The organism is Peribacillus sp. NPDC097675, from assembly GCF_050277655.1.
Taxonomy (GTDB): domain Bacteria; phylum Bacillota; class Bacilli; order Bacillales; family DSM-1321; genus Peribacillus.
Map to the genome: position 1 here is coordinate 491860 of NZ_JBNNSK010000001.1, position 16982 is coordinate 508841.

Here is a 16982-nt window from a genome sequence, read left to right on the forward strand (position 1 = left end):
AAATAATGATTCGTGATCGGGGACGTATCAAGTGGACATCGATGATGCTACCGGAGCATGTGAAGATGCTCCGAGATTGGGTGGGAGAAGATGGCTATGAAAAAAAGCGTATTCTCGATGAACAGCAGTTTGAGGAAATGAATGCTGTGATGGGGGAAGCGATGGAAGAAGGTAAGGAAGTCTCGATTGCCTATTATGATAGAAATCGGTATCAGCTTTTAATTGGAAAGATTCATTATTATAATGAATCCTTGCAAAGACTTCATGTTATTGATCACTTTCAGCACCCACATTATATTCAACTTGCCAATATAGCTGATGTTAGGTTGATGTAATAGTTTTAGGTCAATGTGGTGGATACTAGAAGAGGTATGCCGGAAAAAGGACAGCCGCCCCTTTATCGTTTATAATTAGGGAATGGAACGAATAGGAGGCAAACGGCATGTATATTAAATGGACAGAAAAAGCAGCGGAAAAAATTTCCGATAAAATACAGGGAAAAGAAGGACAGTTACAGTTGAAATATGATACAGACGGCTGTGGATGTGTAGTAAGTGGTGTGACAGCACTATGGCTCGTCAAGGAGCTTGAAGAGGGGAACGAAAAAGTGGAGACTAATGGTATTCCTATTTATGTCGAAAGATCCAAGATGATCTTTCTAGATGAAGTCATGACAATAGACTTTGTGACTGAAGCAAACTGCTTTCAGTTGAAAAGCCCGAATCAAATCTTGAATCCGAGAATGAGTTACTTTACTAAATTCTAAAACAAAGGCAAAGGGAGAATCCCAATATTATTGGGATTCTCCCTTTGCCTATTTCAATAAGACTTGTTCGAGGAATTGATCAATCCGTTCCTCATACTCCTGTGAATTCTCATTATATGATTGTGCGTGAGCACCTTTTTTTGCGAGGTAAAGTTCCTTTGGTCCCTGTTTTGCTTCATACAATTCCAGTGTCATGGAAGCGGGAATGAACGTATCAGGTTCACTATGGATGAATAATATTGGTTTCTTGATGTTTTTGATGAAATGTATCGGTGACACTTCGTTGGTCCAATATCCGTCACGAATCTTAATGAACATACGGCCCAGGGGGAATACGGTCCAGGCTGGTAACGGGATGTCCATCATGCTGATTTGATGTTGAATCTGTTTCTCAAAATTAGAAAATGGACAATCGGCAATATAAAAATCCGCTCCATCTTCAAGCATTCCGGCATATAGAAGAAGGGTCACGGCCCCCATGGATTCACCATGAATGCCAAGGAAAAGGTCTGTACCTTTGCGTTTTTTTAATTCATCGATAACAGCCTTCAAATCGAATTTTTCATAATGTCCATAGCTACTCGTTTCCCCACCAGATTCTCCATGACGCCGGTGATCATATATAATCGCATTGAAGCCACGCTTGAGAAAAATGTTCATGTACTTGATCGAGTTCATTTTGTTCTCCGTCACACCGTGAGTAACAATGATCCACTTATTCGTCTGATGCGGTTCAATAAACAAACATTTCAAGGGATATCCAGATGGAGAAGGTACCCAAACTTCTGTTTTGGGAAGATTATCAAAGTCCGCTTGAATCAAGCGTTTAGCCAAGACTTCGCGATTTTGAATGAAATCATCTTCCTTCTTTTTCATGTACATGAGACGATTCGAAAAGTAAACGCCAATACCGATCATATACGTCAAAATGCCAGCTATCGCGAGACCCCATTTTTTCATAATGAACCTCCTCGTTTTTAGTTTATTTTACCATGTGGAAAAATAAAGAGAATACTGTTTGGAAATCGTAACGAGCGAAACCGTAGTCATGGTATAATAATGTCATAATGTCAGGGGGTTTTAAGGATGAAAAAGAAACAGCAGCGAAATCAAAACCAAAGTAGAAAACAAGATAAAGAATCATCGTCATCATTGAAACTTGGTGATATGCTCAATCAAGATATTATGTCCCAACTTCGTCAAAAGCAAAAAGAATTGAATGATGTGGAACAAGAGAAAAAAGCAATAGAAGAAGAGAAGAAACGTGAAGAAAGAAAACAGCGTGAGAAAAATAAATCATTCGAAGAGCTGCTGGGTGAAAGCAATCTTAATTGGAAGAACTATAAATAGTTTTAATAAGGAATGAGTTGTTTACGGCACGCTGACTCAAAAGACTAGTGGGAAACATCTTCGTTACAACTAACGGAGATGTTTTTTTGTAAGGATAAATACCTTTAAGGGAACCAAACCACTCCATCTTCTGTAGAACTGACCAAAGTCCTTTATTTTATAAGGCATAACGATTATATTAAAAGTAAGTTTGATATGTATGTTATATTGAATGGACTACTATTAGTTGGTGATAAAATGGAAAAAAGAATAGAATCTGTACTGGAAAATCAACTATGCTTCCTTCTTTATGCAAATTCGAGAGAAATGACCAAGAAGTATAAACCGTTGCTTACTAAACTTAACGTGACGTATCCTCAATATCTGGTTCTGCTTGTACTTTGGGAACAGGATGCACTTACAGTGAAGAAATTGGGAGAGTTGCTTGCTCTTGACTCGGGAACACTTACTCCGATGTTGAAACGAATGGAGCAAAACGAACTCATTGTTCGTGAACGATCCACAGAAGATGAAAGGTCTGTCATGATTCGACTGACGAAAAAGGGGCTTGATTTAAAAGAAGAAGCCTGTTTCATTCCCGAACGCATTTCAGATATTTCAGGTGAAGATAAGCAAGTAGTTGAGGATTTAAAAGTATCACTGCTTCAGCTATTAAAAACCTTGCAAGCATTGTAGGGACAGAAAAACGCCTGGGAAACCCAAGCGTTTTTTCGTTTGCAAATTATTGGTTCAATCTACTTCAACTTCAATGGTAACATCCACATTGCCATTGATTGCTTTTGAATAAGGGCACATTTGATGAGCTTTATGGACGAGAGTTTCGAATGAATCTTTATCGACTCCAGATCCTCTTACTACTAATGTTACAGCCAAGCTGTACTGATGCATATCACCCATCAATAAACTGACATTGGCCGTGACGTTTGAAGTGAAAGTAACTCCTTCAATCTTTCCAACCGATTGTAAGGCACTGTCAAAACAAGCCGCATAGCCAGCTGCAAAAAGCTGTTCGGGATTAGAAGCTTCAGGCATTTGTTTAGCTCTTGGCGTCCCAGGCATCGCAATATCAACCGTGAAGTTTCCATCAGCGGAAATGGCCGTTCCTTCTCTTCCACCATCAACCGTTACCGATGTCGTAAATAATGTTTTTGTCATTGTTTTTCTCCCCAATCTCTATATTAGATTGTGCACAATTGAATTGTATAATATCAATAAGGAAATAGCAACTAAAAAGACCTTGGTGAATTATAAGATTCTATTCATTTCCTCTATAGTGAAGAAAAATAGGCTACCCAACATAATAAAAAGAAAGGTAGCCTACTATTTCATAAATGTTTAATTCTAAATTGGTTTGGTTAGTATTCCCGATGACTTGTATATTTGCTTGCTTTAGTGAGTTTTTTCAAAACATCAAGTTCATCATGTGAAAGAGAAGAGCTGTTGGCAGCCTGACAGTTTTCACGTAGCTGCTGTACAGAGCTGGCTCCGGCTACGGCAGAAGCAACGCATTGGTTCGATAATACATATTGAAGAGCTGTAGCATTCATTTTTTCACCGGAGAACTTGTCTTTTAACTGTGGAAGCAAATCTTTGAGTTCGTTATAGCTATAGTCGAGATAGCCCTCCTCAGTAGCCTTTTCAAGCATTTTTTCGCTAAGGAGTCCTTTGGCAAGAGGCCCACGGGCTATGATGCTAATCTGTTTATCTTCCAAAAGTGACATCCACTCTTCTGGACGGCGGTCGAGAAGACTGTATTGCATCATCACGGAATCAAGCTCAGACTTTTTGACGAATTCCTTAATTACGTTGGGGCGAATCGAAGAAATTCCATAGTACCGAATCAAGCCTTCTTTTTTTAAGTCCTCAAAGGCCCCAATCGTTTCATCCAAGTTGTCTTCAATCGTACCCCCATGCAGTTGATAGAGATCGATATAGTCAGTACCCAGTCTCCTCAGACTATCTTTTACGGCCAACTTGATATAGTCGCCGGATGGATCCCAGCTCCAGCTATCTTTATTTTCTGTCCAGCGGTTTCCGACTTTCGTCGCGATGTATACTTGGTCGCGAAAGGGCTTAAGGTTCTCTCCCACGATTTCCTCATTCACTCCAAAATCGTATAAATCAGCAGTATCGAAATAATTGATGCCTTCATCCAAAGCTGACTTCACGATTTCCGATGCCTTTTTTTTATCGGTACCCAAAGACATACAGCCGAGTCCAATTTCAGACACGAGCAAATCCGAGTTTCCTAATCTACGTTTTTTCAATGCTATCATCCCCTTTACCTTTATACCTTTATTGTAAAGGAGGAAACACTTTCACTCAAAGATTTCACTTGATCCTTTTTAAAGGGTGTGCTTCCTGCTGACGGATATCTGCAATCCAATCACTGATATAAACATAGTTACTTTGAAGGTTTTTGAGCTTTTGAATAATCTCCCGACTCTTTCCGGAGAATACCATGCTATTTTCGGATACATGAATTTTCATAAAATCGCCCTCCATCTCCAGTATGGTAAAATGTATGAAGCATCATGCTGCAATTAGAACAGAGGAGTGGACAAGTTGAAAAAATTCGAAGAAAAAACGTTAGCTACAAAAAAAATATTCAAGGGTAAAGTCATTGATTTACAAGTGGATGAAGTGGAGCTTCCAGATGGGAAAACAAGTAAACGCGAAATAATCAAGCATCCAGGCGCAGTAGCAATCATTGCTGTTACAGCTGAAGAAAAAATTATCATGGTAGAACAGTACCGTAAAGCGTTGGAGAGAAGCTTGGTGGAGATTCCAGCGGGGAAACTCGAAAAAGGGGAAGAGCCCATTCGGTCAGCTGAACGTGAACTTGAAGAAGAGACAGGCTATGAATGTGAAAGAATGGAGCATATCATCTCTTTTTATACGTCTCCCGGCTTCGCCGATGAGTTAGTCCATCTCTATCTGGCGCATAATTTGAAAAAGAAAAAAGATGCGGCACCGTTGGATGAAGATGAGTTTGTCGAGGTGATCGAGCTGACACTTAAGGAAGCTCAAAACTATTTGGATGAAGGGAAAATCCAAGATGCCAAAACGGCATACGCTGTCCAATATTTGCAGTTGCAAAAGGCGATGCAAGAATAAATGAGAGAGTACTATGCGGATTTGCATATTCATATTGGCAGGACGAGAAGTGGGAAGGCCGTTAAAATCACCGGAGCTAAAACTTTGACCTTCAGTAATATAATCGAGGTGGCAAGCGAACGTAAGGGGCTTGATTTGATTGGAATTATAGATTGCCATTCTCCTGAGGTCATTGAAGAGATAGAAGAGGGAATTAGGGTTGGTGAAATAACGGAAATGGAAGGTGGCGGGCTTCATTATCGAAACATGTCCATCATCCCGGGGTCGGAAATCGAGATATATGACCAGAATTGCCATGGACCGATTCATGTTCTAGCTTATTTCCCAAACATGGAAGCGATGAAGAGCTTTTCAGCATGGATGAGTAATCATGTCAAAAATATCACGTTGAGTTCCCAGAGGATTTATTGTGAAGGAAGAACGCTGCAAGAAAAGGTGAAGTCGTTGGGAGGATTGTTCATCCCTGCCCATGTGTTCACGCCCTTTAAAAGCTTGTACGGAAAAGGTGTACAGAAAAGTCTGGCTGAAGTATTCGATCCGAAGCTAATCGATGCCGTCGAACTTGGCTTAAGTTCGGATACCTATTTAGTCGAAGATATAAACGAACTAAAGTCTTATACCTTCCTGACGAATTCCGATGCCCACTCGCTCGGAAAGATAGCCCGTGAATATCAAAAACTCTTGCTTAGAGAACCGAGCTTTACAGAGCTGGAAAAAGCCCTCAAAGAAAAAGAAGGGCGTAAAGTTACCGCTAATTATGGTTTGAACCCCTTGTTGGGTAAATATTATCAAACCGTTTGCGGGGCTTGCCTTCATAAAAAATCCGGGATAGGTGAAACGTGCAGTGAATGCGGAGGCAGGACGATTATTAAAGGAGTCTCCACCCGTATAGCAGAATTATCCGATTCCAGGACAGATGAGAAAAAGAGAGCGCGGCCCCCATATATCCACCAAGTCCCGCTGGATTTCATTCCGGGGCTTGGTCCGAAGTCCATGGAGAGACTGCTACAGGCATTTGAAACTGAGATGAATATCCTTCATGAGGTCACTCTCGAACAGCTTTCGGAAGTCGTACCGTTAAAAATGGCCCACTATATAGATTCTGCAAGAAGAGGGATACTCGATTTCGATGCAGGTGGAGGGGGGAAGTATGGAAAAGTTAAGAAGAGATGATAGATATTTGCTTTCCCGATATAAACGAGCAAAAGGTACTTCCTCATGGGCGTACCTTTTGCTCGTTTAGCCTTTATGTGAAATAGAATAGGGATTCATTTAACATTTTGTATAATGACTAAGTAGCCGCGAAGTATCACAATAAGGATAGGATATAAAAATAATAAAGGAAGTGAAACGATTATAAAGTGATAGGTGATCGACTCCAAGGAACTTCCGGAAAAATTTTCTGAGTATTTAGTGAATGGCGGATTCTAAAATACGGTTATCCCATCCGCATATAAATCTTTGTAAAAAAAAACGAATGATCAGGAGGAATTATAAATGACTGAAACAATAAAAATAAAGGAATTATCCCACTTTATAGGTGGTGAAATGATTGCAGGACAAAACGGGAGGTTTTCGGATGTATTCAACCCGTCGAGTGGAGAAGTCATTGCAAAAGTACCGTTAGCTTCGATTGAAGAGGTGAAAGGTGCCATTGATAAAGCGAAAGCTGCCTTTCCTGCATGGCGTGACCTGTCGGTTGCAAGGCGTGCGGACATTGTAATCAAATTTCGTAACTTACTTACGGAAAATATGGACGCCCTGATTGACCTGATATGTACAGAAAGCGGTAAAACGGCAGAAGATGCCAAAGGAGAGATTACACGCGGAATAGAATCTGTGGACCTGGCCATCGGAGCCCCACATTTAGTGAAGGGTGAGTATTCCGTCAATGTCGGCGGTCAAATCAATGTGTATTCAGCGAAATATCCACTTGGTGTCGTTGCAGCCATTTCACCATTCAACTTCCCAATCATGGTACCGCTGGCCCAAACCAGCATGGCGATTGCGGTAGGTAATGCCGTCATTTTGAAAGCTTCCGAACGGGTACCGATGACAGCTTTATTCGTGAGCGAATTATGGAAGAAGGCGGGGTTGCCGGACGGTATCTGGACCGTAATCAATGGTGATAAGGACGCGGTCAATGAATTATTAAGAAATCCTGAAGTGCAGGCAATTTCCTTTGTGGGTTCTACGCCGGTAGCTCAATATATTTATGAGACGGGGGCGAAATATGGTAAACGTGTGACAGCCCTTGGAGGCGGGAAAAATAACATGGTCGTCATGCCGGATGCGGATTTAGAACAGGTAGCAAATTCTTTTATCGGAGCTGCATATGGAGCTGCCTCCCAACGTTGCATGGCTATTTCCACCCTTATGCCGGTCGGTGAAGAAACGGCGGATCGTTTGATAATGATCCTAAAAGAAAAAATCAACGCATTGAAAGTAGGGGCTTATACAGATGAAGAAGTGGACTTCGGACCTGTGATATCCCAACAATCAAAAGAGTCTGTCATTGCTGCAATCGACAAGAGCGTTGAAGAAGGCGCAACGGTAGTTTGCGATGGTCGGGAACTGGAAATCGTCAAAGAATCCAATGGTTTCTTTGTAGGGCCGACATTAATTGATCATGTAAAGCCTGGAATGGATATATACGAACAGGAAGTGTTCGGACCTGCTCGTAACATTGTTCGTGTCCCTTCCCTGGAAGAAGCAATCAAGTTGATCAATGAACATGAATTAGGGAATGGCGTTACCATCTTCACGAATGATGGAGCGGCAGCGCGAAAATTCACAACGGAAATTGATGTCGGTATGGTCGGAGTTAACGTCCCGATTCCAATTCCAGTAGGCTACCATAATTTCGCCGGATTTAAAGGGTCTAGATTTGGTGAAGGTCATATGTTCGGGCCAGATCAAGCCCGTTTCTTTACCAAAACAAAGACTGTCTCAGAACGATGGTTGACATCATCAGCCAATACGGGATCGACATTCGCCTTCCCAAGCAATAATGATTGAAACCTGAAATACAAAGAATCCCTGATACCATTTCAGGGATTCTTTAAATCCATTTGATTTAATAATTACCTGATATCGTATCTTAATCAATTGTGAGTCAATTCGTAGGGGGGAACAAATGGAAGCGACGAATGTATTTTTAAATGGGGAAGTAATAACAGTTGATGAAAAAAATTCCACCAAACAAGCTGTTGCCATTGCAGGCAATAAAATTATTGCAGTGGGTTCAAATAGTGAAATTGAAGAATTTATTGGACCTGCAACCAAGGTGCTGGATCTGGAGGGGAAATCATTAATACCAGGACTAATAGATGCACATTTGCATTTTGTTATGTATGGTGTATTTCAACTTCAAGTAAGTTGTAAAGATCCTACAATCGAAACAATTGAAAATCTGTTAGAAGCACTTAGAGTAAAAGCTAAAAAAACACCAAAGGGTAATTGGATTAGGGGTTGGGGTTTCAACGAAAAAAAAATTAAAGAGCAACGCTACCCAACATTGGAGGAACTTGATTCTATATCAAGAGAGCATCCTATCTCGATTACCCGTACTTGTGGTCATATAGGGGTAGTTAATAGTCTGGCTCTAAAAATCGCAAAAATAGATGAACATACACTTAATCCGCAAGGGGGCATCATAGAAAGAGATTCATTAGGAAAATTAAACGGACGTTTAATAGAAACAGCATATATGCAATTTAATGATATCGCTGGTTATGCATCTGATGAATTAGAACAAGGGATGCAGATCGCTCAACAACATTTTATCGAGAAAGGAATTACGAGTATTCATGAGGCAGGTACATTTAATCAAGAAAGCTTTCGTTTATTGCAGCTCGCCTCCAATCGTAGAGCGATAAAAATACGAATATATGCAATGATTAGTACGTTAAGTGACTGTACCCAGTTTACCATCAATATGTTAAAAACGGGGGTTGTGACAGGTACAGGTAACGATTTCTTTAAAATTGGTCCAGCTAAAATGTTCACAGATGGGAGTAGTACTGGTCCAACTATTGCAACTCGAGAAGGCTATACAAGCGACCCTAATTATTCGGGTATTTTATATTATTCTGAAGATGAAATATATGAAGTATTAGGTGAGGCTCACAAACGAGGATACCAAATTACCGTACATGCACAAGGTGATAAAGCAATTGAAATTTATCTTAATGTTGTGGAACGTGCTTTAAAAGAACACCCACGCGAAAATCATAGACACCGTATTGAACATGCAGGGATTTCTACACCGGATTTACAAAAACGTATTAAGGATCTTCATATGATTCCTGTGCCAAACCCTCCGTTTCCTTATGAGTTTGGAGAAAGCTATCTTCAAAATTATGGTGAAAGAACAAACTATATGTATCCTGCTCGTAATTTTATTGACCAGGGAATAATTTGTGCAGTCGGATCAGACGCACCAATCACTACATACAATCCTTTTATTGGGATACACACAGCTGTTAACAGAGAAGTTAATTCAGGAGCCCCTTTTGGACAGCGTCAGAGTATTTCTACTTATGAAGCAATAAGGCTGTACACTTATAATGCAGCATATGCAAGTTTTGATGAACATTTAAAAGGAAGTATTGAAGTTGGAAAAGTAGCAGATTTAGCGATTTTGGATCGTGGCATACTCACTACTGAAAAAAGGTTTCTTAAAGATACTAAAGTTAATATGACCATGATCGATGGAGAAATAGTGTATCAAAGGTCGAATTCATTTGTCTGAGGGAATAACAGATAGAAACTCACTATCTTACTATATGATTTTTAAATGGAATGGAGGGCCTAAATGAAATATATTAAACTTTTGCTTTTTGTACCGTTCATCGGGATGGCTTTCTGTATGCCATTTGCAAATCGTGTTGAGCCTTATGTATTAGGTTTACCTTTCATCTTGTTTTGGATTGCTTTATGGATGGTCTTATCTTCTTTTATATTGTTCGTTGTTTATAAACTTGATCCTGACAATCAAGAAGGGAAAAAGGAGGGGTCAAAACAATGAACATTGCGTTAGTGATTATATTCTTTTTCGCGGTAGCTGCCTTGTTTCTTGGAATTCGTGCAACAAAAGGTAAGCAAATGAATGTAGATGAATTCGCGGTGGGAAATAAGGGCTTTGGTGCCCTATTTATTTTTTTGCTAATTGCGGGCGAGGTATACACGACATTTACCTTTTTAGGTGGAAGTGGTTGGGCGTACTCGAAAGGAGCAGCAGCCTTTTACGTACCTGCTTATATTTGTTTGGCTTATGTACTATCTTATTGGATGGTTCCAAAGATTTGGAGATTTGCCAAAGAGAATAACATTATTTCTCAACCAAGCTATTTTTCTGCAAAATATAAAAGCCCAGTTTTGGGCATCGTCGTCGCCTTACTTGGAACAATCGCATTAATTCCGTATATTGTCATTCAATTAAAAGGCTTGGGGATCATAGTATCAGAAGCTTCGTATGGTGCAATCAATTCAATTACTGCAAGTGCAATTGGCGCTCTGATTATTACTATTTATGTAATTATTTCTGGTATTCATGGTTCAGCGTGGACAGCTGTTTTGAAAGATATTTTGATTTTATTCGTTATAGCCTTCTTAGGAATCTATATACCATATCATTACTTTGGTGGTATCCAGCCATTATTTGAAGCAGTTCAGGCTGTAAAACCAGAAAGTCTAACATTGGCAAGCGAAGGATTAAGTGTAGTTTGGTTTATATCTACCATTATTTTAAATGCATTTGGATTTTACTTATTGCCTCAGTCCTTTTCTGTAATCTTATCTGCTGATGGTGAGAAGGTTTTAAAGAAAAATGCAATAACACTACCACTTTATACTTTGTTATTATTATTTGCATTTTTTATAGGTTTTGCTGCCATTATTCAGGTTCCAGGCTTAGAGGGTTCAGATGGGGACTTGTCGCTATTGCGTTTAACGATGCAAACATTCGATCCTTGGTTTGTAGGGGTTGTGGGGGCGGCAGGTTTATTAACAGCATTAGTACCAGCTTCTGTCATGTTAATGTCTGCTTCCATAGGTTTAATGACGGGCATTTATCGATTGACAAGACCGAATGCAACCGATCGGCAACAACTGGTCGTCTCTAAAATTCTTGTATTTATAATCATCTTGATTGCATTTATATTTACTATTACTGGAGGAGAGGCACTTGCTATATTAAATATAATGTCATATAGCTTAATTACACAGCTTGTTCCAGCATTATTATTTGGTTTCTTTGATACCAAGTTGATGAATAAATTTGGAGCGATGGCAGGTATAGTTGTGGGTGTTTCAATAGTATTATATAACGCCATAACAGATGTTAAACTAATGGATATCTTCCCTAATATTCCAAGTTATCTTAATGATTTGAATACGGGTATGATAGCCTTAATCGCAAACTTTATTATAGGCATTACAATAAGTTTAGTGACGAATACTAACATAACTCCCAATGAGCGTATAGTTACTCAAAACAAAAAAGGGGCAGTACATTAATCAGCTAAAGTCTAGTGAGCCTTGGAATATTGCCTACATGCCTATCAAACTAAATAATATGTAAAGAAAAGACATTCGAAAAAAGATACTAAGAAACTTCAAAAAGATGACTATACATTCAGAGAGGACATCTTTTTGCGTAATGGTATTTATAGACGGTAAGTCGGTCATCTAGAATAATGGGACGTCTTCTTTCCTATAAATAAGGAGTCCACTATCAAAGTCGGTTTATTTAAATCTTTTTTCTTTATCTTCTCCTGTTTTTCTTTGTCATAAATAAAAGAGGAAAAACATAGATTCTAGTAAGTGGAGTTGGGAGGATAGATAAAAGATGAAAAATAGATCTGCCATACAAAATGTAGTAAGGAAACATATTAAGGAGCATTCCTCATTATACGTCTTCATCACCGTACTCTTTTTAATGGGCGTCATTTTTGGTGCTGTTCTCGTAAACAGCTTAAGCTTCACTCAAAAGGAAGATTTGTTCTACTATTTGTCACAATTCTTTGGACAAGTTTCCAAAGGAGAATTTGCGTCTTCACATGACATGTTCAGTCAAAGTATTATGCATAACCTTAAATATATTGGGGTCATCTGGATTCTTGGGGTTTCGGTAATCGGTTTGCCAGTGATTTTAGTACTGCTATTCGTAAAAGGGATGGTCGTGGGATTTACAGTCGGATTTCTAGTCAATCAAATGGGCTGGAGCGGGTTTCTCTTATCATTTGTAGCGATCCTGCCGCAAAATATATTCATTGTACCAATCTTTATCGTGATCACGGTTCTCGCCGTCTCGCTATCCATGAAGATGATCAGCCGCATTTTTCTCAAACAAGTACGGGATCCTTTAAAGCCGATTATTTCCCGCTATATTTTTTCACTTATCCTGTCAGGGGTTTTCTTAATTGCGGCAGCTGCATTTGAAGCATATTTATCCCCTTCCTTAATGAAAAATGTCGTAAGCTTCTTGGGACAATGAAGGTATATGCCATTCCTCTTGATTTTTTTTGCTATTAATAATGAAATCTATTTTGACAGTTTTCCCTCATTTGATATAATGTATAGGATAGCGGCGCGGGAGGGAATAAAGGTATGGAAATAGAAAATAGAATAGATAGAATAAAAAAGCAGTTGCACTCGTCCAGCTACAAATTAACGCCTCAGCGAGAAGCGACCGTCCGCGTTTTACTTGAGCACGAAGAGGACCATTTAAGCGCAGAAGACGTTTACCTCCTTGTCAAAGAAAAGTCGCCGGAAATTGGATTAGCAACGGTATACCGTACGCTAGAGTTGCTGACTGAATTGAAAATAGTAGATAAAATTAACTTTGGAGACGGAGTTTCCCGTTATGATTTAAGACAAGAAGGCGCTGCGCATTTCCATCATCATCTTGTTTGCGTGGAATGTGGAGCAGTAGATGAGATTCAACAAGACTTACTTGAAGACGTGGAAGCCATTGTCGAGCGTGACTGGAACTTCAAGATAAAAGACCATAGATTAACCTTTCACGGCATTTGTCATCGATGCCATGACAAAGTCGAAGATAAAGATGAATAAAGTCGGACCTTCTCCCGTATATGGAGAAGGTTTTCTGGTTTTGTAAAGAGAAAACCATTCTTTGTTTTTTTCTAGGATTGGCAAAACCTATTCGCACAGTTTTTAAAAGCAAAGCTGTTTTTTAACTTTCTCCCACTGAAAGATGTATAAAACTTGTCCTCTTGGGCATAGATTGATACAAAGTGATCGGTTAGGGGGGGAAAGGATGAAAACGTCTTTAAGGATAGTTTTACATACAGCAAAAGTGATGATACTCTTCGTCAGCTTCACTGTTCTTTTTTATATAGGAATGGTATGGTTAAATCAGGAATATCAAAGCTATCATCGATATGATGAACCGAAAGGGACAGCTGTCAAAGTGTCGAAGGCGGTTGATACGGGCGATGATGCATGGTTTGAACGCTTAATGTTGTTTTATTTAAACGGGGAGTAATGAATATGGAGAATCAAGTTAGAGATTTCATTCATTTTTTGACAATCGAAAAGGGACTTGCAAAGAACACACTTGTTTCCTATGAACGTGATTTGAGGTCATATTGGGCGTATTTAAAGAATGTAGAATCGATTACCGATTGGAATGATTCACGTCGAGCGAGCATCTTACATTTTCTTGCTCATTTAAAAGACCAAGGAAAGTCATCGAAAACAATTGCACGTCATATTGCTTCCATCCGATCGTTCCATCAATTCCTCCTTCGTGAAAAAGTGACCGACCAAGATCCAGCTTTACATATAGAAACTCCAAAACCTGAGAGAAGCCTTCCAAAAGTGTTGAGTATGGAGGAAGTTGAAGCTTTATTAGAAGCCCCGAAAGTAATGAACGAATATGGATTGCGTGATAAAGCGATGCTCGAACTGATGTATGCGACAGGGATGCGTGTCAGTGAATTGATTTCAATGGATGTGAGCGATGTACACGCGACAATGGGTTTTATCCGTTGTGTCGGAAAAGGGGATAAAGAGAGAATCATCCCTATCGGGCAAACAGCACTGGCGGCTATCGGAGCGTATTTGGAAAGGTCGCGTGGGATATTTGCGAGTCCGAAGCATCGAACGGATTCACTTTTTTTGAATCATCATGGAAATAGGCTGACGAGACAAGGATTTTGGAAGATTTTGAAAAAGCTAGTGAAAGAGGCGCGAATCGAGAAGGAAATCACACCGCATACCCTAAGACATTCTTTTGCGACACATCTTTTAATGAATGGAGCAGATTTACGAGCCGTTCAGGAGATGTTGGGACATGCAGATATATCGACGACCCAAATCTATACACATATTACAAACGTTCGAATAAAAGATGTTTATACTAAATTCCATCCAAGAGCTTAGGATTTTAGTAGATTGATAGAGGGGACGGTCCCTACGATTGAATCAATCGATAGGTACCGTTATAATCAGGAATGGAGAGGTTCCTTTAGAAAATCATGAGTCTGATTGACTTGATGAGATAAAGGTACATAAATCTTGTCTAAAGCGAATGGTATCGTTTACAATATAAAGGTCAGACTTCTGACGTTTCCATCCTTTGTAGGTTATTGAAGGTTAAATAGACAATATCAGGGGAATATAAAAGGGTATAAGACTATTTATTGGAGGGAATTAGCATGGAAAAAAATTCAGCATTTAAACGCATTTTTGTAGTCGTAATGGACTCAGTTGGGATCGGCGAAGCACCGGATGCTGATTTATTCGGCGATAAAGGAGCAGATACACTGGGCCATATCGCGGAGAGAATGAATGGATTGAACATGCCGAATCTTTCGAAAATGGGATTAGGTAACATCCGCGATATCAAAGGGATTGAAAAATCTGAGCAACCGATTGCTTATTATACGAAAATGAAGGAAGCCTCAACAGGAAAAGACACAATGACGGGTCACTGGGAGATAATGGGACTTAATATTTCAACACCATTCCAAGTATTCCCGAACGGTTTCCCTGAATTATTAATCAATGAACTTCAAGCGAAGACAGGTCGTTCCATCATTGGGAATATTCCAGCAAGCGGAACCGAAATTATGGAAAGACTTGGCGAAGATCATATGAAAACGGGTGCATTAATTGTATATACATCTGCTGATTCTGTTTTACAGATTGCAGCTCATGAGGATGTCGTGCCGTTAGAGGAGCTATACAAGATCTGTGAAATTGCCCGTGAGTTAACGATGGCTGATGAATTTAAAGTAGGACGCGTTATCGCAAGGCCTTTCGTTGGTGAACCAGGTAATTTCAAAAGAACACCTAACCGTCACGATTATGCCTTAAAGCCATTTAACAGAACGGTAATGGATGAAATGAAAGATGCCGGGCTGGATGTATTGGCAATCGGGAAAATTTCAGATATCTTTGATGGAGAAGGGGTCACTGAATCATTACGTACTGTCTCCAATATGGACGGAATGGATAAATTGATCCAAACCATCGATCAGGATTTCAAGGGATTAAGCTTTTTGAATCTAGTGGACTTCGATGCTTTATATGGTCATCGACGTGATCCGGAAGGTTACGGAAAGGCATTGGAAGAATTTGATGCAAGAATGCCTGAAGTATTAGAGAAGTTAACGGAAGATGACTTGCTGATTATCACAGCCGATCACGGAAATGACCCAATTCATGAAGGTACGGACCATACCCGTGAATATGTTCCTTTATTAGTATACTCGAAACGGTACACTAAAGGTACAGAGCTACCAGTAAGAGATACATTTGCTGATATCGGAGCAACAGTAGCGGCTAATTTTGATGTGAAAATGCCTACCTACGGGAAAAATATTTTGGGTGATTTGAAATAAGGGAGTGTATCTATGTTTGATAAAATCGAAACAGCCGCTGAATTTATAAAAGGTAAGATAGATGGAACTCCGGACATAGGCTTGATTCTTGGATCCGGTCTTGGGGTATTGGCAGATGAAATTGAGAATCCAATTATCATCCCTTATCAAGATATCCCGGAATTTCCTGTCTCTACTGTAGAAGGGCACGCAGGTCAGCTTATCATTGGAAATCTTAGTGGCAAAAAGGTTGTCGCCATGCAAGGACGTTTCCATTTTTATGAAGGATACTCGATGGGGAAAGTCACATTTCCAGTGCGTGTCATGAAACTACTTGGTGTTGAGCAATTGATTGTTACCAATGCTGCTGGAAGTGTAAATGAAAGCTATGCACCGGGAGACTTGATGATCATAACGGATCATATCAATTTAATGGGAGATAACCCGTTAATCGGCGCAAATGAAGAGCGTTTTGGACCTAGGTTCCCTGATATGTCAGAAGCGTATAATAAAGAACTGCGAGAGAAAGCTAAAACAATTGCATCAACCCTTGGCCTGGATGTAAAAGAAGGCGTATATATAGGAAATACTGGACCGACCTATGAAACACCCGCGGAAGTTAGAATGGCAAGAGTTCTTGGAGGGGATGCAGTTGGGATGTCCACTGTTCCCGAAGTTATCGTGGCTAGACATTGCGGAATGAAAGTACTCGGTATTTCTTGCCTGACAAACATGGCTGCGGGCATATTGGACCAGCCTCTGTCCCACTTGGAAGTTATTGAAACGACAGAAAAAGTGAAAAGTGGTTTCTTGGAATTTGTAAAGTCCATAGTCGAAGATTTATAAAATGAACTTAAAATATATGTACAGTGAAAACTAGCACTGTAAAGAATGGGGAA

20 protein-coding genes are annotated in these 16982 nt (G+C 39.8%); 16 read left to right on the top strand and 4 right to left on the bottom strand.

Annotated features, from left to right (window positions below):
- The first annotated feature begins 5 nt into the window (after window positions 1-5).
- On the top strand, window positions 6-335 hold the full coding sequence (locus tag ACQKL5_RS02440; protein WP_427606427.1) for a YolD-like family protein: 330 nt from the start codon (window positions 6-8) through the stop codon (window positions 333-335).
- 107 nt (window positions 336-442) lie between these two features.
- Entirely contained in the window at window positions 443-766 is a 324-nt protein-coding gene (locus ACQKL5_RS02445; RefSeq protein ID WP_427606428.1) for an iron-sulfur cluster biosynthesis family protein, read from the top strand.
- Between the two features lie 48 nt (window positions 767-814).
- On the opposite strand, the gene ACQKL5_RS02450 is transcribed toward ACQKL5_RS02445, so the two are convergent.
- Window positions 815-1726, bottom strand: coding sequence for an alpha/beta hydrolase (locus ACQKL5_RS02450; RefSeq protein WP_427606429.1), 912 nt, complete (start codon window positions 1724-1726; stop codon window positions 815-817).
- 126 nt (window positions 1727-1852) lie between these two features.
- Here ACQKL5_RS02450 and ACQKL5_RS02455 point away from each other — a divergent pair, with 126 nt between their 5' ends.
- Both ACQKL5_RS02455 and ACQKL5_RS02460 read left to right on the top strand, forming a co-directional pair.
- The gene (locus ACQKL5_RS02455) at window positions 1853-2116 is read left to right on the top strand and encodes a YqkE family protein (RefSeq protein WP_427606430.1); all 264 of its coding nucleotides are present in this window, start codon (window positions 1853-1855) and stop codon (window positions 2114-2116) included.
- Window positions 2117-2353: 237 nt separating this feature from the next.
- Window positions 2354-2791 carry a MarR family winged helix-turn-helix transcriptional regulator gene (locus tag ACQKL5_RS02460; RefSeq protein ID WP_427606604.1) on the top strand — a complete coding sequence of 146 codons (438 nt, stop codon included), beginning with the start codon at window positions 2354-2356 and terminating at the stop codon, window positions 2789-2791.
- A 54-nt stretch (window positions 2792-2845) separates the two neighbouring features.
- Here ACQKL5_RS02460 and ACQKL5_RS02465 read toward each other — a convergent pair whose 3' ends face one another.
- From ACQKL5_RS02465 to mciZ, 3 genes are all read right to left on the bottom strand, one after another.
- Window positions 2846-3271, bottom strand: a complete 426-nt coding sequence (locus ACQKL5_RS02465) for an Ohr family peroxiredoxin (protein ID WP_427606431.1) — start codon at window positions 3269-3271, stop codon at window positions 2846-2848.
- A 200-nt stretch (window positions 3272-3471) separates the two neighbouring features.
- Window positions 3472-4383, bottom strand: coding sequence for an aldo/keto reductase (locus tag ACQKL5_RS02470; RefSeq protein WP_427606432.1), 912 nt, complete (start codon window positions 4381-4383; stop codon window positions 3472-3474).
- Window positions 4384-4447: 64 nt separating this feature from the next.
- Window positions 4448-4606, bottom strand: a complete 159-nt coding sequence (mciZ, locus tag ACQKL5_RS02475; RefSeq protein WP_427606433.1) for a Z-ring formation inhibitor MciZ — start codon at window positions 4604-4606, stop codon at window positions 4448-4450.
- A gap of 75 nt (window positions 4607-4681) precedes the next feature.
- On the opposite strand from mciZ, the gene ACQKL5_RS02480 reads away from it, so the two are divergent.
- The 12 genes from ACQKL5_RS02480 (at window position 4682) to ACQKL5_RS02535 (ending at window position 16929) form a co-directional block, all read left to right on the top strand.
- A complete protein-coding gene (locus ACQKL5_RS02480; RefSeq protein ID WP_427606434.1) occupies window positions 4682-5233 on the top strand; it encodes an NUDIX hydrolase in 552 nt (183 codons plus the stop codon).
- Complete coding sequence (locus ACQKL5_RS02485; RefSeq protein WP_427606435.1) at window positions 5234-6406, top strand: endonuclease Q family protein; 1173 nt, start codon at window positions 5234-5236, stop codon at window positions 6404-6406.
- 324 nt (window positions 6407-6730) lie between these two features.
- A complete protein-coding gene (locus ACQKL5_RS02490) occupies window positions 6731-8251 on the top strand; it encodes a CoA-acylating methylmalonate-semialdehyde dehydrogenase (RefSeq protein WP_427606436.1) in 1521 nt (506 codons plus the stop codon).
- A 118-nt stretch (window positions 8252-8369) separates the two neighbouring features.
- A complete protein-coding gene (locus tag ACQKL5_RS02495; protein WP_427606437.1) occupies window positions 8370-9986 on the top strand; it encodes an amidohydrolase in 1617 nt (538 codons plus the stop codon).
- 63 nt (window positions 9987-10049) lie between these two features.
- Complete coding sequence (locus tag ACQKL5_RS02500) at window positions 10050-10262, top strand: DUF3311 domain-containing protein (RefSeq protein WP_427606438.1); 213 nt, start codon at window positions 10050-10052, stop codon at window positions 10260-10262.
- Window positions 10259-11752 carry a sodium:solute symporter family protein gene (locus ACQKL5_RS02505; RefSeq protein ID WP_427606439.1) on the top strand — a complete coding sequence of 498 codons (1494 nt, stop codon included), beginning with the start codon at window positions 10259-10261 and terminating at the stop codon, window positions 11750-11752. The genes ACQKL5_RS02500 and ACQKL5_RS02505 overlap by 4 nt, the downstream gene beginning before the upstream one ends.
- 331 nt (window positions 11753-12083) lie before the next feature.
- Window positions 12084-12731 carry a stage II sporulation protein M gene (spoIIM, locus tag ACQKL5_RS02510; RefSeq protein WP_427606440.1) on the top strand — a complete coding sequence of 216 codons (648 nt, stop codon included), beginning with the start codon at window positions 12084-12086 and terminating at the stop codon, window positions 12729-12731.
- A 119-nt stretch (window positions 12732-12850) separates the two neighbouring features.
- Window positions 12851-13309 carry a Fur family transcriptional regulator gene (locus ACQKL5_RS02515; RefSeq protein ID WP_402869878.1) on the top strand — a complete coding sequence of 153 codons (459 nt, stop codon included), beginning with the start codon at window positions 12851-12853 and terminating at the stop codon, window positions 13307-13309.
- Between the two features lie 205 nt (window positions 13310-13514).
- Window positions 13515-13742, top strand: coding sequence for a YqzK family protein (locus ACQKL5_RS02520; protein ID WP_427606441.1), 228 nt, complete (start codon window positions 13515-13517; stop codon window positions 13740-13742).
- A 5-nt stretch (window positions 13743-13747) separates the two neighbouring features.
- A complete protein-coding gene (gene xerD, locus ACQKL5_RS02525) occupies window positions 13748-14641 on the top strand; it encodes a site-specific tyrosine recombinase XerD (protein WP_427606442.1) in 894 nt (297 codons plus the stop codon).
- Between the two features lie 275 nt (window positions 14642-14916).
- Window positions 14917-16104, top strand: coding sequence for a phosphopentomutase (gene deoB, locus ACQKL5_RS02530; protein ID WP_427606443.1), 1188 nt, complete (start codon window positions 14917-14919; stop codon window positions 16102-16104).
- Window positions 16105-16116: 12 nt separating this feature from the next.
- Complete coding sequence (locus tag ACQKL5_RS02535) at window positions 16117-16929, top strand: purine-nucleoside phosphorylase (protein ID WP_427606444.1); 813 nt, start codon at window positions 16117-16119, stop codon at window positions 16927-16929.
- Window positions 16930-16982 lie beyond the last annotated feature (53 nt).

Excerpts from the sequence above, each read along its gene's own strand:
- deoB (WP_427606443.1), top strand. The coding sequence starts at position 14,917 with ATGGAAAAAAATTCAGCATTTAAACGCATTTTTGTAGTCGTAATGGAC.
- ACQKL5_RS02535 (WP_427606444.1), top strand. The coding sequence starts at position 16,117 with ATGTTTGATAAAATCGAAACAGCCGCTGAATTTATAAAAGGTAAGATA.
- ACQKL5_RS02450 (WP_427606429.1), bottom strand. The coding sequence starts at position 1,726 with ATGAAAAAATGGGGTCTCGCGATAGCTGGCATTTTGACGTATATGATC.
- xerD (WP_427606442.1), top strand. The coding sequence starts at position 13,748 with ATGGAGAATCAAGTTAGAGATTTCATTCATTTTTTGACAATCGAAAAG.
- ACQKL5_RS02445 (WP_427606428.1), top strand. The coding sequence starts at position 443 with ATGTATATTAAATGGACAGAAAAAGCAGCGGAAAAAATTTCCGATAAA.
- ACQKL5_RS02520 (WP_427606441.1), top strand. The coding sequence starts at position 13,515 with ATGAAAACGTCTTTAAGGATAGTTTTACATACAGCAAAAGTGATGATA.
- ACQKL5_RS02485 (WP_427606435.1), top strand. The coding sequence starts at position 5,234 with ATGAGAGAGTACTATGCGGATTTGCATATTCATATTGGCAGGACGAGA.
- ACQKL5_RS02500 (WP_427606438.1), top strand. The coding sequence starts at position 10,050 with ATGAAATATATTAAACTTTTGCTTTTTGTACCGTTCATCGGGATGGCT.
- ACQKL5_RS02505 (WP_427606439.1), top strand. The coding sequence starts at position 10,259 with ATGAACATTGCGTTAGTGATTATATTCTTTTTCGCGGTAGCTGCCTTG.
- ACQKL5_RS02460 (WP_427606604.1), top strand. The coding sequence starts at position 2,354 with ATGGAAAAAAGAATAGAATCTGTACTGGAAAATCAACTATGCTTCCTT.
- ACQKL5_RS02495 (WP_427606437.1), top strand. The coding sequence starts at position 8,370 with ATGGAAGCGACGAATGTATTTTTAAATGGGGAAGTAATAACAGTTGAT.
- mciZ (WP_427606433.1), bottom strand. The coding sequence starts at position 4,606 with ATGAAAATTCATGTATCCGAAAATAGCATGGTATTCTCCGGAAAGAGT.
- spoIIM (WP_427606440.1), top strand. The coding sequence starts at position 12,084 with ATGAAAAATAGATCTGCCATACAAAATGTAGTAAGGAAACATATTAAG.
- ACQKL5_RS02455 (WP_427606430.1), top strand. The coding sequence starts at position 1,853 with ATGAAAAAGAAACAGCAGCGAAATCAAAACCAAAGTAGAAAACAAGAT.
- ACQKL5_RS02490 (WP_427606436.1), top strand. The coding sequence starts at position 6,731 with ATGACTGAAACAATAAAAATAAAGGAATTATCCCACTTTATAGGTGGT.
- ACQKL5_RS02465 (WP_427606431.1), bottom strand. The coding sequence starts at position 3,271 with ATGACAAAAACATTATTTACGACATCGGTAACGGTTGATGGTGGAAGA.
- ACQKL5_RS02440 (WP_427606427.1), top strand. The coding sequence starts at position 6 with ATGATTCGTGATCGGGGACGTATCAAGTGGACATCGATGATGCTACCG.